The organism is Halomonas sp. G15, assembly GCF_021282295.1.
GTDB classification, from domain to species: domain Bacteria; phylum Pseudomonadota; class Gammaproteobacteria; order Pseudomonadales; family Halomonadaceae; genus Halomonas; species Halomonas alimentaria.
This window is the reverse complement of record NZ_JAJSPA010000022.1, coordinates 21,022-35,950: the sequence shown is the minus strand read 5'-3', so window position 1 is coordinate 35,950 and position 14,929 is coordinate 21,022. Positions and strand designations below refer to the sequence as shown.

The window sequence follows — 14,929 nt, the reverse complement described above, 5'->3', positions numbered from 1 at the left end:
GCATGTTGGAATATGGTAGTGCCCGCGGGGACGTGTCACACTTTCCACCTGCCCACGGCCCGGCGAGTGTACGCCGGCGCCCGGCATCGAGTGAAGCCGAGCCCCTGGAGAGACGACGCCCCTTGGCCACGCCCCCGCTGCGCATCCGCCACCGCCTGACCTCCCCGCAGCTGCTGCAGGGCGAAGCGCCGCGGATCGAACGCACACCGCCGGAGAGTCGCGCGCGACGACGCCTGCGCGCCTGCGAGGAGTGCGACTGGGTGGTGGCACTACCGCCACTGCGTCCCGGCGAGAAGGCCGACTGCCCGCGCTGTGGGCATACCCTGGTCAAGCGCCATTTTCGCCCCGCCCAGCGCAGCATGGCCCTGGCCCTGGCGGCCCTCATGGCGCTGGGGCTGGCGCTCGCCTTCCCCTTCCTCAGCTTCAGCGTCGGCGGCATCGGCAATCGGATCGAGCTGAGCCAGACCGCCACTACCCTGATCGGCTTCCACCAGCCGGTGGTGGGTGGCGCCGTGATCATGACCATCGTGGTGCTGCCGGCGGTCTACCTTGCCGGGGTGATCTGGCTGCAGCTGGGCCTGCTGCGCGACGACCCGCTCCCGGCCAGTCGCACCATCGCCCGTTCGCTTGCCCACCTCAATCCCTGGATGATGGCCGATGTCTTCATCATTGGTGCCCTGGTCAGCCTGATCAAGATTGCCGGGATGGCCGACATCGACCTTGGGGTGTCGTTCTGGTCATTCTGCGCCTTTGCCCTGCTGCTGCTGATGACCACCCAGTCGCTGGATGCCGACTGGATGTGGTTCTCCCTGGCCGGTGAACCCCGTGCCCCGGAGGGCACCCGAACCGGGGAGACCGCCGCCCCCCAGCGACTCTCCGGCTGCCACACCTGTGGCCTGATCGGCCGCCTGGATGCCGACGGCCATGGCCGCTGTGACCGCTGTGGCGAGGCGCTGCATGCCCGCCACCCCCATAGCGTGCAGCGGACCTGGGCACTACTTGCCGGCGCCTCGATCATGTATATCCCGGCCAATGTCTATCCCATCATGACCACCACCAGCCTGGGCCAGAGCTCACCCTCCACCATCGTCGGCGGGGTGGTGGAGCTGATCCAGATGGGCTCCTGGCCGGTGGCCGTGATCATCTTCATCGCCAGCGTGATCGTACCGGTGGGCAAGCTGGTGGCCCTGGCCTGGCTGTGCCTGGTGGTTCGCCGCAGCAACGAGCTCAATGCGGCCACCCGCACCCGGCTCTACCGGCTCACCGAGTTCATCGGTCGCTGGTCGATGATCGATGTCTTCGTGGTCGCCATCCTGGTGGCACTGATACGCGCAGGCTCACTGATGTCCATCGAACCGGGGCCCGCCGCCCTGGCCTTCGGCGCCGTGGTGGTGATCACCATGGTGGCCGCCATGACCTTCGATCCGCGCCTGCTCTGGGACAGCCCGCTGCCGCGCAGCGAGCGATCGCCACGCACGTCCGCCCCCGATGGGCGACACCCGGAAGGAAACTCTGGATGAGTGAAGACACACCGCGTCACGACGACGCCTCCGACACCCTCGACCGCGCCAGGGCCACGCCCCAGGCGCGCTTCTCGCCGATCTGGATCGTGCCCATCGTGGCGCTGCTGATCGGTGCCTGGCTGGTATGGGACAACTACCGCAGCCGCGGCCCGCAGATCACCCTGACCATCGGCAACGCCGAGGGCATCGAGGCCGGCAGCACCCTGATCAAGACCCGCAACGTGGAGGTGGGCCGGGTCGAACAGGTGCACCTCTCCGAGGACCTCTCCACGGCGGTGATCACCGCGCGCATGGGCCCTGGCAACGAGGCGATGCTGGTCGAGGACAGCCAGTTCTGGGTGGTCAAGCCGCGTGTCGGTCGCGAGGGCATCAGCGGGCTGGGTACCGTGCTATCCGGCGCCTATCTCCAGCTGCAGCCAGGCGAGAGCGAGATCGAGTCCCGCGAGTTCGAGGTCAGCGACCAGCCCCCGGTGGCACCGGCCGGCGCCGCGGGCCTGCGCATCAACCTGATCAGCCAGCTGGGCAACTCGCTGCGTGTCGGCGACCCGGTCACCTACCAGGGCTACACCGTGGGCCGCGTCGAGGAGGCCACCTTCGACGCCACGACCCGTCGCATGCAGCATCGCGTGTTCATCGAGGCGCCCTACGACAGCCTGGTCACCGAGAGCACCCGCTTCTGGTCGGCCAGCGGCATCGACCTGCGCCTGGATTCCGAGGGCTTCCGGGTCAACGTCGAATCCTTCGAGGCCCTGCTGGGTGGTGGCGTCACCTTCGGCGTGCCCGAGGACCTGCCACTGGGCGGCACGGTGGAGGCCGACACCACCTTCAACCTCTACCCGGACGAGGACACCGCGCGCCAGGGTACCTTCAACCGTTACCTGGAGTTCGTGCTGCTGGTCGACGATTCGGTGCGCGGCCTCTCCAAGGGCGCTCCGGTGGAGTTCCGCGGGGTCCGCGTGGGCACCGTGGCCGCCGTGCCCTGGAACTTCACCGCCGAGCAGCCCACCGGTCGCGGGGGCTTCGCCATCCCGGTACTGATCCGCATCGAACCCCAGCGCCTGGGCATCGAGAATCAGGAGGTCGACATCGAGGAGTGGCGGGAGCGCTATGACCGCTTCTTCGAGCTGGGCCTGCGTGCCACCCTCAAGAGCGGCAACCTGCTGACCGGGGCGCTGTTCGTGGACCTCAACTTCCACCGCGACCTGGAGGACGACTACGCGCCGCTGACCTTCGCCGAACAGCGTGTCTTCCCCACCACCTCCGGCGGCTTCGCGCTGATCGAATCCCAGGTCACCGACCTGCTGGCCAAGCTCAACGACCTGGAGGTGGAGCCGCTGCTCGAGGGCCTGGATCGCAACCTGGCCGCCTCCCAGGCAATGCTCGAGGAGGTACGCAGCCTCTCCACCTCGTTGCGCGAAGTGGTCGAGGATCCCGGCACGCGACAGATGCCGGCCAACCTCAACGCCACCCTGACCGAGCTGCGCGGCACCCTGGAGGGCCTCTCGCCCGAATCCGCGGCCTATCAGGAGCTGGTCGGCGCCGTGGAGCGTCTGGAGCGGCTGATGCGCGACCTGCAGCCGGTGGCCCGGACGCTCTCCGACAATCCACGCGCCCTGCTCTTCGACAGCCTCGATGCCGAGGATCCGCTGCCCCGCGCACCGCGCAACGACTGAGCACAAGGAGACCAGGCGATGAAAGCAAGACGATGGATCGGCGTTACCCTGATGACGGTGCTGCTGGGCGGCGCCCTGGGGGGCTGCGCCAGCAGCACGCCGGCACCCGAGCGCTACACCCTGCCCGCCACTCCGATTCAGGACGCGGCCGGCGCCGAGGCGCGCCACCAGCTGCTGCTGGCGTCACCGCGGCTCGCCCATTACCTGGACGTGGATGGCATCGTCATGCAGGTCGACGACATCACCCTGGTGGAGGCCCGTGGGCACCAGTGGGCCGAGGCCCTGGGCCGCCAGCTGCAGCGTGCCCTGCGCGACCGCCTGGCGAATCGCCTGCCCGATACCCGGGTCATGCTCGAGGAGCCCGGGAGTCGTGAGGCCCAGGCGCTGCGCCTGGCACTGGAGATCGACCGCTTCCAGGGTCGCCATGATGGCCTGGCGGTGATCGGCGGGCGCTTCCGTCTGTATGCCCCCGATGGGAGCCTGCTCGCCATGCACAGCCTGGACGTGGAGAGCGTCCTTGCGGCCGACGGCTATCCGGCGCTGGTGCGCGCCCTGGGCCGAGGCTGGGACGAGGTGGCCGAGCGGCTTGCCGAGGTCATTGAGCAGGAGCGCCGGCAAGAGTAGCTGCGCTGTGGCCAGCGATCTGGCATAATGGCGCTCGCGGCACATCAGCGAGTCCCTCCTGCCGCGCCCTGACCCCCGAATTTTTATACGCCCCGGCCCGGGACTGGTCACGCGCGACTGCGTGACACGGCCGCGGCGTTCTGCGGAGACCGCATGACCTTTTCCGACCTCGGCCTGCGTGCCGAACTGCTGAGTGCCGTCGAGGCACAAGGCTATACCACCCCGACCCCGATCCAGCTCAAGGCGATTCCCGCCGTGCTCAAGGGCGGCGACCTTCTCGCCAGCGCCCAGACAGGGACCGGCAAGACTGCCGGCTTCACCCTGCCGATGCTGCAGCGCCTGGCCGACGGCCCGCGCCCCGGCAAGCGCCAGGTGCGCGCCCTGGTGCTGACACCGACCCGTGAGCTTGCCGCCCAGGTGGGCGAGAGCGTGGCCGACTATGGGCGCCACCTGACGCTGAAGAGCCACGTGATCTTCGGCGGCGTGGGCCAGCAGCCCCAGGTGGACGCGATTCGTCCGGGCCTGGATGTGCTGGTCGCCACCCCGGGACGGCTGCTCGATCTGCAGCAGCAGAAGCACGTCGACCTGTCGAAGGTCGAGATCCTGGTGCTCGACGAAGCCGATCGCATGCTCGACATGGGCTTCATTCACGACATCAAGAAGATCCTGCGCGTGCTGCCCGAGAAGCGCCAGAACCTGCTGTTCTCGGCGACCTTCTCCAACGAGATCCAGTCGCTGGCGAACAAGCTGCTCGACGATCCCGAGATGATCGAGGTCGCCCGCCGCAACACCACCGCCGAGCTCGTCGACCAGGCGATCTATCGCGTCGACCGCGAGAAGAAGCGCGAGCTGCTGGCCCACCTGATCACCGAGCACGACTGGCACCAGGTACTGGTCTTCACGCGTACCAAGCACGGCGCCAACCGCCTGGCCGAACAGCTCTCCAAGCAGGAGATTCCGGCCATGGCGATCCATGGCAACAAGAGCCAGTCCGCGCGCACCAAGGCGCTGGCCGCCTTCAAGACCGGTGACCTGCAGGTGCTGGTGGCCACCGACATCGCCGCCCGCGGCCTGGATATCGAGGAGCTGCCCCATGTGGTCAACTTCGAGCTGCCCAACGTCGCCGAGGACTATGTGCACCGCATCGGCCGCACCGGCCGCGCCGGCAGCGAAGGCCAGGCGGTCTCGCTGGTCTGCGTCGACGAGCACGGCCTGCTCAAGGGCATCGAGCGGCTGATCAAGCGCGACCTGGAGAAGCGCATCGAGCCCGGCTTCGAGCCCGACCCCAATGCCAAACCCGAACCCATCGAGAACGGCCGCAATCGTCGCGGAGGTGGCGGTGGCCGCGGCGGCAATGGCCAGAAGCGCGGTGACGCCGGCCAGAACCGGGGGCAGGGGCAGCGCCGTGGTGGCGAGCAGCCCACCGCCACTCGGCGGCGTCGGCGCGGTGGTGGCGGCGGTCGCCAGCAGGCCTGACGCCGTACTGGCAGACAGCATCGCAATATGCGAATGTAGCCCGTTTCCCCCACCAAGCGTCACGCCACCATGCTGAAACGACTCTTCGGCAAGCAGCCCATCGAGGTCTGGGTCATCAAGCAGGTCGACAGCGACCTGCTTCACCTGTGCGGGCGCGCCACCCTGCCCGCCAAGCCCAGCCGCAAGGCGGTGCTGGCAGCGCTGGCCGAATCCGGAACCGGGTACCAGGGCCCCGTCACCATGCTGGCGGGCGGAGCCGTGCTCAATGCCCGGCTCTTCCAGGCCCTGGTGCCGATCGACGAACTGCAGCTGCTCCCCGATGGCCAGGCGCGCTGGCGGGGGCGCGACTGGCAGCTCGCCCAGGCTCCCCAGCGATGCTGGACCTATGAGGGCCGTCTGGTGGCCAGGCCGGACCCGCTGGGCGGTACAGGCGCCCTGGTCAGCGCCGAGGATGTCTCCGGCATCCGCCGCCAGGCGGAGCAGGAGGCACCCCGCCGGCCTGGGGAAGTAGTCTTTCGCCCCGAGAACCGCACCGAGGATCACCCGCTGATCGCCTCCCGTGATGAGGGGGCGCCGCGTGCCCCACGCCCCAAGCCCGGCTGGGAGCGCCGCGACGATGATGGCTGAGCGCACACCCAAGGCCAGCCTGGCCCTGTTCATTGCCCTGATGGTGCTGGTGGGACTCAACCTGCGCCCCGCCCTCTCTTCCCTGGCGCCGGTACTGACCCGCATCCAGCAGGAGACCGGGCTCTCGCCGCTGGCCATCGGCGCCCTCACCACCCTTCCCGTGCTCTGCCTGGGGCTGTTCGCCCCTCTGGCCCCCTGGCTGGCCAAGCGCCTCGGGCCCGAGCGGGCCCTGGCCGCCGGCCTGATGCTGCTGGCCGCAGGCCTGCTGCTGCGCGGCGTGCCGCTGATCACCACCCTGTTCATCGGCACCCTGATGGTCGGCGCCGCCATCGGCGTGGCCGGTACCCTGCTGCCGGCCCTGGTCAAGCGCGAACTCCCCGCCGGGGCCGACCTGATGACCGGTGTCTATACCATGGCGCTGTGCCTGGGCGGCGCCCTGGGGGCGGGGCTGAGCATTCCCCTGGCCGACTGGCTGGGCGCCTGGCACCTGGGGCTGGCCAGCTGGTCGCTGCTGGCCCTCATCGCCCTGCTGGCTTGGCTGGCGTTGGCTCCCCGCCGTGACGAGGCGGCGCTGCCCGGGGGCGGCGGCTCGATGCGCTCGGTGCTGGGCCAGCCCCTGGCCTGGCAGGTCATGCTGCTGATGGGGCTGCAGTCGTCGCTGGCCTATATCGTCTTCGGCTGGCTGCCCACCCTACTGGTGGCCCGCGGCTATGGCGAGGCCGAGGCGGGCTGGATGATGGGTGCCTCGGTGATGGTACAGTTGCCCGCCGCCCTCGCCGCGCCCTGGCTGGCGCGCCTGGGTCGGGACCAGCGGCCTGCCCTGCTCTGCGTGCTGACCCTGAGCGCCACGGGATTCTGGCTGCTGCTCCAGGCCACGCCCTCGCTGCGCTGGCTCGGCGTGATCCTCCTCGGTCTGGGCCAGGGAGGCAGTTTCAGCCTGGCGCTGACGCTGATCGTGCTGCGCACCGGCAACTCGCGCCTGGCCGGCAAGCTCTCCGGGCTGGCCCAGGGCGGTGGCTACACACTGGCCGCCATGGGCCCACTGGGCGTGGGCGTGATGCTCCAGTTCGGCCTGGGCCTCACCGCCATCACCAGCGTGCTGGTAACGATCTGCGCCCTCGCCGCCGGCTTCGCGCTGTACGCCGGCCGCAACCGCCGCCTGGAGATCGACGACGGCGGGCAGGTAGTGACCCGCTGATTGCACGCCGCCTGCACCGGGTCAATGCCGGAATGCCGCCCCACCGCTAGACTGTGGGCAGTGCATCGCCAGGAGGGCCCGCAATGGATGACGGCAAGGAGATCGCCCTGGAGGCCCGCGGGCTGACCCGCCGCTATCGCATGGGCGAGGTCACCATCCAGGCCCTGCGCGGCGTGGACATGACCCTCTATCATGGCGAGTTGCTGGTATTGCTGGGCGCCTCGGGTTCCGGCAAGTCCACCCTGCTCAATATCCTGGGCGGCCTCGACAGCGCCAGCGAGGGCGAGGTGCGCCATATCGATCGTCACGGCCACGCCCAGGATCTCGGCCGCGCCAGCCAGCGTGAGCTCACCCGCTATCGTCGCCACCATGTCGGCTTCGTGTTCCAGTTCTACAACCTCATCTCGAGCCTCACCGCCCGCGAGAACGTGGCCATCGTCACCGAGATCGCCCGTGACCCCATGCCCCCCGAGACTGCCCTGGCCCTGGTGGGGCTGGCCGAGCGACTCGACCACTTTCCCTCCCAGCTCTCCGGTGGCGAACAGCAGCGAGTGGCCATCGCCCGGGCCGTGGCCAAGCAGCCCGAGCTGCTGCTGTGTGACGAGCCCACCGGCGCCCTGGACTTCCGCACCGGCATACGCGTCCTCGAGGTGCTCGAGACGATCAACCGCGAGACCGGTGCCGCGGTGGCGATCATCACCCACAACGAGGTGATCGGCGAGATGGCCGACCGGGTGATCCACCTGCGCGACGGCAGGGTCGACGAGATCCAGGCCAATGCCCGTCGCCGCCCCGCCTGCGAGCTGCGCTGGTGAGCCCATGACCCGCACCCTGGACCGCAAGCTGCTGCGCGACCTGTGGCGCCTCAAGGGCCAGGCACTGGCGATCGCCGTGGTGATCGCCGGCGGCGTGATGACCCTGATCCTAGCCGTGACCACACTGGACGCGCTCTCCGGTGCCCGGGACCGCTTCTACGCCAGTCACCACTTCGCCGAGGTGTTTGCCGACGTGAAGCGCGCGCCGCTCGGCCTGGTCGAGCGCCTCCAGGAGATCGAGGGGGTCAACCTGATCGAGCCTCGGGTGCAGGCCGCCATGCGTCTTTCGCTGGCCGGCTTCCGGGACCCCATCCGCGGCCTGGCACTGTCGATCCCCGACGGTCGCCAGCCACTGCTCAACCGTCTCCACCTGATCGCCGGTAGCCTGCCCGAGGCGGGCCGCGACGTCCAGGCGGTGGTCTCGGACGCCTTCGCCGAGGCCCACGGCCTGGTGCCGGGCGACCGCCTGGAGGCGATCATCAACGGGCGCCGTGTTCCTCTCAGGCTCACGGGCATCGCCCTGAGCCCGGAGTTCCTCTACCAGGTCGCCCCCAGCGACCTGATGCCCGACTATCGACGCTACGCCGTGCTGTGGATGAACCGCCGCGCCCTGGCCAACGCCCACGGCATGCAGGGCGCCTTCAACCGCCTCAGCCTGACCCTGCAGGCCGGTGCCCACCGCGAGGAGGTGATCGATGCCCTGGACCTGGTCCTGGCCCGCTACGGCGGCACCGGTGCCTGGAGCCGGGATGAGCAGCCCTCCCACCGCTTCATCGAGGAGGAGCTCGCCCAGCAACGCATCCAGGCCACGGTGCTGCCGGCGATCTTTCTCTCCGTGTCCGCCTTCCTGCTCAACGTGGTGATGGGCCGCCTGATCCAGACCCAGCGCGAGCAGGTCGCCGTGCTCAAGGCCTTCGGCTATCACGACCGTGAACTGGCTCGCCACTTCGCCCTGCTGGCCGGGGCGATCGTGCTGCTCGGCTGGGCGCTCGGGGTGGCGCTTGGCGCCTGGGCCGCGAGCGGCCTGGCCGCCATCTATCGCGACTATTTCCACTTCCCCGAGATGCCCTTCCGGATACCCGCCTGGGCGCTGCTCCTGTCGCTGGCCATCGTCAGCCTGGCCGCGCTGCTCGGCACCTAGCGGGCGGTGTGGCGAGCGGTACGCCGCCCGCCCGCCGAGGCCATGCGCCCCCCGGCACCGCAGCGCTTCCGTCGCACCTGGCTCGAGCGCCTGCTGCCCGGGGCGCTGCTCGGCCACGCGGGGCGTATCGTGCTGCGCAACCTCGGCCGCCATCCCGCCAAGGCGAGCCTCTCGGTCACCGGCATCGCCCTCTCCGTGGCGCTGCTGATGATGGGGGCCTATCAGCTCGATGCGGTGGAGGCGATGATCGACCAGCAGTATCGTCAGGTGCTGCGCATGGACGTGGAGCTGACCTTCAACGAGCCGACATCGACCCGGGCCCTGGGGGAGCTGCGCCATCTGCCGGGCGTGCTGGCGGTGGAGGGCTGGCGCCGGGTCCCGGTAACGCTGATACACGGCCATCGCCTCCTCCATCGCCTTCGGTGTGGTCTACAACGATGCCCGCATCGCCCTTGCCGAACGGGCACGGGAGCTGGCCACCCTGCGGGTGCTGGGCTATACCCGAGTGGAGGTGGCCCGCATCCTGCTCGGCGAGATCGCCCTGGTGACGCTGGTCGCCATTCCACCGGGCTGGGCCCTCGGGATTGTCTTCAGCCGCCTGCTCAACCAGGCCTTCAGCAACGACATGTTCCGCATCCCGCTGGTCCTCACCCCCCAGGCATTCGGCATCGCCGCCGGTGGCGTGCTGGTGGCATCGCTGCTGGTCGGTATCATGCTGGTACGTCGCCTGAACCGGCTGAACATGGTCAGCTCGCTCAAGGCGTCAGCTTAATCGGGGAGAACCGCGATGAGACCGTCACACCACTGGATTCGCCGCCTGGCCTGGGGCCTGGCCGCCCTCGGCCTGCTGCTCCTGCTGGCCTGGGCGCTGCGCCCGGCGCCGGTGGCGGTGAGCGTGGCCCGGGTCGAGGTCGCGCCCTTCGTCGAGTCGGTGACCGAGGAGGGGCGCACCCGGCTGCGCGATACCTGGAACGTCTCGGTACCCATCGCCGGCTACCTGCAGCGGGTGACTCTCGAGGTCGGCGACGCGGTGGAGCGGGGACAGGTCCTGTTTCGCCTCGAGCCCAGCCCCGCCCCGGCACTCGATCCACGCTCGCGCCAGCAGGCCGAGGACGCCCTGCATGTCGCCGAGGCGCGGCTGCGCGCCGCCCAGGCCAACCTGGAAACGGCCCGCGCCGAGCGACGCTTCACCGAGGCCGAGTTCGAGCGCTACCAGACACTGCACCGGCGCAACCTGGTCTCCGGCACCGACCTGGATCAGCGGCGCAGCCAGCGCGACCGCCAGCGTGCCGTGGAGCGCTCCGCCACCTCCAGCGTTGAGGCGGCTCGCTTCGAGGTAGAGAGCGCCCGGGCCGTCCTGGCGATGGACAGCGGCCAGCGCGGCGACATCGAGCATCCCGAGCTCGAGTTGCGCTCGCCCATCGAGGGCACGGTGCTGAGCCGCTACCGCTGCTGCGAGGGGAGCGTGGCCGCCGGTGACCCGATACTCGAGCTCGGCAGCCTGGATACCCTGGAGGTGCAGGTGGACCTGCTCTCCATGGACGCGGTCAGGATACGTCCCGACATGCCGGTGCGCCTCACCGGCTGGGGCGGCGAGGCTCCCCTCACGGGTCGGGTGTGGCGCATCGAGCCCGCCGGCTTCACCCGGGTCTCGGCGCTGGGCGTCGACGAGCAGCGAGTGCCGGTAATCGTGGATTTCGCCACGCAGAGTGCTCCCGCCGAACTGGGCCTGGGCAGCGGCTTCCGGGTCGATGCCGAATTCCTGATCTGGCAGGCCGATGAAGTGCTGCAGCTGCCTACCAGCGCGCTGTTCCGCGCCGATGGCCAGTGGTCCGTGTTCCGCATCGCGGATGGGCGTGCCCGGCGCGTCGCGGTAACGCCGGGGCGGCGCAGCGGGCTGGTCACCCAGGTGTTGGCAGGCGTGGAGGCCGGGGACCGCGTGATCGTGCACCCCGGTGAGCGGGTCGAGGATGGCATCCGGGTGGCAGTGGCACCATGACGGCCGGTGGGGTGGCAGCGTGGGGTTGTGACGCCACGGTCACCGGGTATCATTGAGCGCTGCCATCGCCCCGGAGCCGCCCATGACCGCCCCCGTATCCGACCCTTCTCGACCCCTGCTGGTGATCTACACCGGCGGCACCCTGGGCATGCGCGAGACGCCCGAGGGGCTGGCGCCGGGCGGCGATATCGCCGAGCGGCTCGCGCACGCCCTGGAGCAGCTGCCACCAGGGCCTGGTGCCGGTTTGCCACCCTACCGGCTGCTCGCCTTCGACGCGCCCATCGACTCCAGCGCCGCCACCCCCCGCGACTGGTCGCGGCTGGCCGGGGTGATCGCCGCGCGCTACCGCGACCACGCCGGCATCGTGGTGCTCCACGGCACCGACACCCTGGCCTGGAGCGCGGCCAGCCTCGCCTATCAGCTGCAGGGCATCGACCGCCCGGTGGTGCTTACCGGCGCCATGCAGCCCCTGGAAGCGCCCGGCAGTGATGCCGCGGAGAACGTGGCCCTGGCGCTGCGCTTCGCCGCCAACCCGGCGCTCCAGGAGGTCGCCATCGCCTTCGACGGCAGGCTGCTGCGCGGCGTGCGAGCCCGAAAGTGGCATACCCGCGACGCGGCGGCCTTCACCAGCCCCAACTATCCGCTGCTCGGCGAGCGGGTCGGCAGCGATGCCGTGCTCTATCCGGGACGCGGCCTACAGCGGCAGCAGCGCGGCGCGCCACGCTTCGAGCTGCCCGACTACGCCCCCCTGTGCGATGGCGGGGTAGCCCGGATCGCCCTATGGCCCGGCATTACCGCCCGCCAGCTGGCGGCGTGGCTGGACGACTCCCACCTCAAGGGGGCCCTGCTCGAGGTATGGGGTGGCGGCAATATCCCCGAGGACCCGGCCCTGCTGGGGGTCCTGGCCAGGGCCAGCGGCGAGGGCAAGCTGCTGGTCGCCATCAGTCAGTGCCCGCATGGCGCCATCAGCCCCGGCGACTACGCCGCCGGCCAGGGTCTCAAGGCGGCCGGGGTGATCTCGGGGGATGCCATGACGCCCGAGGCGGCCCTGACCAAGCTGGTCCATCTGCTCGCGCAGCCACTCGCCGATGTCGAGCGGCGGCGGCGCTTCCTCTCTCCCCTGGTGGGCGAGCGATTGTAGCGGAAAGCCAAACGTTGACGCCGGTCAGGCAACAGGCGCGCAGAGCGGCTATGGTGGGAAGGGCATTCCCCGCGGTCGCCACTCAGGTACCGCCCCTGGCCAACGCAAGGAGCACCGTCATGGAACACCCCGACCATCCCTTCACCGAACTCTTCGAGCAGCTTGGGCTCGCCTCCGAGCCCGAGGCGATCAAGCGCTTCATCGATCGTCATGCCCCGATCCCGGAGGATATCGCCCTGCCCGACGCCCCCTGCTGGAACGAGGGCCAGGCGGAGTTCCTGCGCGAGGCGATCGAGGAGGATGCCGACTGGGCCGAGGTGGTCGACCATCTGAACACCTCGCTGCGCAAGGGCTGACGCCCTTTCAGGTCCCGGTATCAATGCAACGAGCCCGCCCCTTTTCGAGGGGTGGGCTCGTTGTTGTCTCGGCTGACGGCCGGGCCTTGCGGGCCTAGTAGAGCACGTCGCGGATCACCCGGTAGATGACCTCGTTGGCGGCATCGACGAGGATCGCATCGGGGCCGACGCGGCGCCACTCGTAGCCCTCGTAGTACGGCAGGTCACGCAGTGCGCGCTCGTCGAAGCGCTTGGCGATCCCCGGGGGCAGCGGCTTGCCACGCTCCAGGTTCATGCGAATGCCGGGCGGCAGACCCGCACGTTCATCCTCGCGAACCCAGTCGCGGCGTTCCCCGAATAGGCGACGCAAGTCACGCTCGTCGATGATCGGCCTGTCGCGGTCGCGATAGTCGCGGCGGTCATCGTAATCGCGGCGTTCACCGAAGTCCCTACGGTCATCGCGGTCGCGACGCTTGTCGTAGTCGCGGCGCTCGCGGTCACGATAGTCATCGTCACGACGCTCGCGGTAGGACTCCTCGCGACGCTCGCGAGTTTCCCGGGTCTCCTGCTGCTGTTTCTGCTTCTGCTGGCCAGGGGGGCCCTTGCGCTGTTCCTGGCCCTGGCCACGGCCAGGGTTGTCGGCGGGCTGGGCCAGCGCCGGGCCGGCTGCCAGCAGCAGTGCCAGGCCGGATGCGGCCAGGGCCGCGCGCAGATCGATTCGCTTGCTCATGAGAACCTCCGGTTCCATGGGTGGATGACGATAGCCTAGTCCCCAATCATGCAGCCGGCATGGATTCCGCTGTCGCCACCCAGCGACAGACCGAGACAGAAGACCCGCACCGGGGTCAGTCGAGGTCGCGCATCAGCAGCGCGAACTCGATACGCTCGGGGGCGATCGCCTCACCGGGCACCGGGATGCGCACCACGTGGCCGGAACCGGGGGCGGCGCCCACGGATTCGCCGCGCCGGTTCTCGATATGCTCGAGGGTGAAGCGGCGATTGCCGCCGGGCAGCATCAGCTCCATGCTGTCTCCCGCCTCGAAGCGGTTCTTGACGTCGATCTCGAGCACGCCGCGGTCGGGGTCGTAGCCGATCACCTCGCCGACGAACTGCTGGTGCACTCCCACGGAGTTGCCGCGCTCGTAGTTCTGGTACTCGTCGTGGACATGACGGCGATAGAAGCCCTCCGTATAGCCACGATTGGCCAGGTTGTCGAGCTCGTCCATCAGGCGCATGTCGAAGGGACGGCCGGCCACGGCGTCGTCGATGGCACGGCGATAGACCTGGGCGGTGCGCGCCACATAGTAGTGGGACTTGGTGCGCCCCTCGATCTTCAGCGAGGTGACGCCCATCTCGGTGAGCCTCGGCACGTGCTGGACGGCGCGCAGGTCCTTGGAGTTCATGATGTAGGTGCCGTGCTCGTCCTCGAAGATCGGCATCAGCTCGCCGGGGCGGGTGGCATCCTCGATCAGCGCCGAAAGCTCGTCCTGGCCCTCCACTCCACCGGCGGTGGCGGTGCTGTGGCGAGTGCCGCCGCCGCCGGAGGCGATCAGTCCACCCTGGGCGCCTCCCTCTCCCGGGGTCCACAGGCCGCTGGCGGCGTGCGCCGCGGCCGAGTTGGCCGGGACCAGGTCGCCGGTCTCGTCATGGGCCGCGGCCACGGTGTTGTACTGCCAGCGACAGGCGTTGGTGCAGGTGCCCTGGTTGGGATCGCGATGGTTGAAGTAGCCCGACAACAGGCAGCGCCCGGAGTAGGCGATGCACAGCGCGCCATGGACGAAGGTCTCGATCTCGAGGTCGGGACACTCGGCACGGATCTCGGCGATCTCTTCAAGTGACAGCTCACGCGAGAGGATGATGCGGCTGATGCCCTGCTGTTGCCAGAAACGGGCCGCCGCCCAGTTGACTACATTGGACTGCACCGAGAGGTGGATCACCTGCTCGGGCCAGCGCTCGCGGATCATCATGATCAGGCCCGGGTCGGACATGATCAGCGCATCCGGGCCGGCCTCGATCACCGGCTCCATGTCACGCAGGTAGGTCTTCAGCTTGCTGTTGTGCGGCGCGATATTCGAGGCCACATAGAACTGCTTGCCCCGCTCATGGGCATAGGCGATGCCCTTGTGCAGGTTGTCGATCTTGAAGTCGTTATTGCGCACGCGCAGCGAGTAGCGCGGCTGGCCGGCATAGACGGCATCGGCGCCATAGGCGAAGGCGTAGCGCATGTTCTTGAACGTCCCCGCCGGGGAGAGCAGTTCGGGAGCTTGCATGTGGGATCACCGTTGTCAGGACGATGGCGCCCGGGGGCGCAGGGAATGAAGGGGTGCGGATTATAGCAGCGACGCGGGCCACCCTGCAGCGAGTCGGGAGCTGATGT

General features: G+C 69.4%; 14 protein-coding genes. 12 read left to right on the top strand and 2 right to left on the bottom strand.

Annotated features, from left to right (window positions below; all coding sequences use genetic code 11):
* The first annotated feature begins 170 nt into the window (after positions 1-170).
* The 12 genes from LWH48_RS11550 (at position 171) to LWH48_RS11495 (ending at position 12,573) form a co-directional block, all read left to right on the top strand.
* Positions 171-1,520, top strand: coding sequence for a PqiA/YebS family transporter subunit (locus LWH48_RS11550; RefSeq protein WP_232912708.1), 1,350 nt, complete (start codon positions 171-173; stop codon positions 1,518-1,520).
* Entirely contained in the window at positions 1,517-3,196 is a 1,680-nt protein-coding gene (gene pqiB / locus LWH48_RS11545; RefSeq protein ID WP_232912692.1) for an intermembrane transport protein PqiB, read from the top strand. Before LWH48_RS11550 ends, pqiB begins: the two co-directional genes overlap by 4 nt.
* 18 nt (positions 3,197-3,214) lie before the next feature.
* Complete coding sequence (locus LWH48_RS11540; RefSeq protein ID WP_232912691.1) at positions 3,215-3,820, top strand: PqiC family protein; 606 nt, start codon at positions 3,215-3,217, stop codon at positions 3,818-3,820.
* A 153-nt stretch (positions 3,821-3,973) separates the two neighbouring features.
* Positions 3,974-5,296, top strand: coding sequence for a DEAD/DEAH box helicase (locus LWH48_RS11535; RefSeq protein ID WP_232912690.1), 1,323 nt, complete (start codon positions 3,974-3,976; stop codon positions 5,294-5,296).
* A 69-nt stretch (positions 5,297-5,365) separates the two neighbouring features.
* Positions 5,366-5,923 (top strand): hypothetical protein, encoded by a 558-nt coding sequence (locus tag LWH48_RS11530; protein WP_232912689.1) that lies wholly within the window; start codon positions 5,366-5,368, stop codon positions 5,921-5,923.
* Positions 5,916-7,121 carry an MFS transporter gene (locus LWH48_RS11525; protein ID WP_232912688.1) on the top strand — a complete coding sequence of 402 codons (1,206 nt, stop codon included), beginning with the start codon at positions 5,916-5,918 and terminating at the stop codon, positions 7,119-7,121. The genes LWH48_RS11530 and LWH48_RS11525 overlap by 8 nt, the downstream gene beginning before the upstream one ends.
* An 83-nt stretch (positions 7,122-7,204) precedes the next feature.
* The gene (locus LWH48_RS11520) at positions 7,205-7,936 is read left to right on the top strand and encodes an ABC transporter ATP-binding protein (RefSeq protein ID WP_232912687.1); all 732 of its coding nucleotides are present in this window, start codon (positions 7,205-7,207) and stop codon (positions 7,934-7,936) included.
* Between the two features lie 4 nt (positions 7,937-7,940).
* Positions 7,941-9,077, top strand: a complete 1,137-nt coding sequence (locus tag LWH48_RS11515; protein WP_232912686.1) for an ABC transporter permease — start codon at positions 7,941-7,943, stop codon at positions 9,075-9,077.
* Between the two features lie 424 nt (positions 9,078-9,501).
* The gene (locus LWH48_RS11510) at positions 9,502-9,849 is read left to right on the top strand and encodes an ABC transporter permease (protein WP_232912685.1); all 348 of its coding nucleotides are present in this window, start codon (positions 9,502-9,504) and stop codon (positions 9,847-9,849) included.
* Between the two features lie 15 nt (positions 9,850-9,864).
* Positions 9,865-11,076, top strand: a complete 1,212-nt coding sequence (locus LWH48_RS11505) for an efflux RND transporter periplasmic adaptor subunit (RefSeq protein ID WP_232912684.1) — start codon at positions 9,865-9,867, stop codon at positions 11,074-11,076.
* 82 nt (positions 11,077-11,158) lie between these two features.
* The gene (locus tag LWH48_RS11500) at positions 11,159-12,217 is read left to right on the top strand and encodes an asparaginase (protein WP_232912683.1); all 1,059 of its coding nucleotides are present in this window, start codon (positions 11,159-11,161) and stop codon (positions 12,215-12,217) included.
* 119 nt (positions 12,218-12,336) lie between these two features.
* Positions 12,337-12,573 carry a DUF2789 domain-containing protein gene (locus tag LWH48_RS11495; protein ID WP_161429873.1) on the top strand — a complete coding sequence of 79 codons (237 nt, stop codon included), beginning with the start codon at positions 12,337-12,339 and terminating at the stop codon, positions 12,571-12,573.
* Between the two features lie 94 nt (positions 12,574-12,667).
* Here LWH48_RS11495 and LWH48_RS11490 read toward each other — a convergent pair whose 3' ends face one another.
* Both LWH48_RS11490 and trhP read right to left on the bottom strand, forming a co-directional pair.
* Positions 12,668-13,282 (bottom strand): anti-virulence regulator CigR family protein, encoded by a 615-nt coding sequence (locus LWH48_RS11490; RefSeq protein ID WP_232912682.1) that lies wholly within the window; start codon positions 13,280-13,282, stop codon positions 12,668-12,670.
* Positions 13,283-13,397: 115 nt separating this feature from the next.
* On the bottom strand, positions 13,398-14,822 hold the full coding sequence (gene trhP, locus LWH48_RS11485) for a prephenate-dependent tRNA uridine(34) hydroxylase TrhP (RefSeq protein WP_232912681.1): 1,425 nt from the start codon (positions 14,820-14,822) through the stop codon (positions 13,398-13,400).
* Between the last annotated feature and the right edge of the window lie 107 nt (positions 14,823-14,929).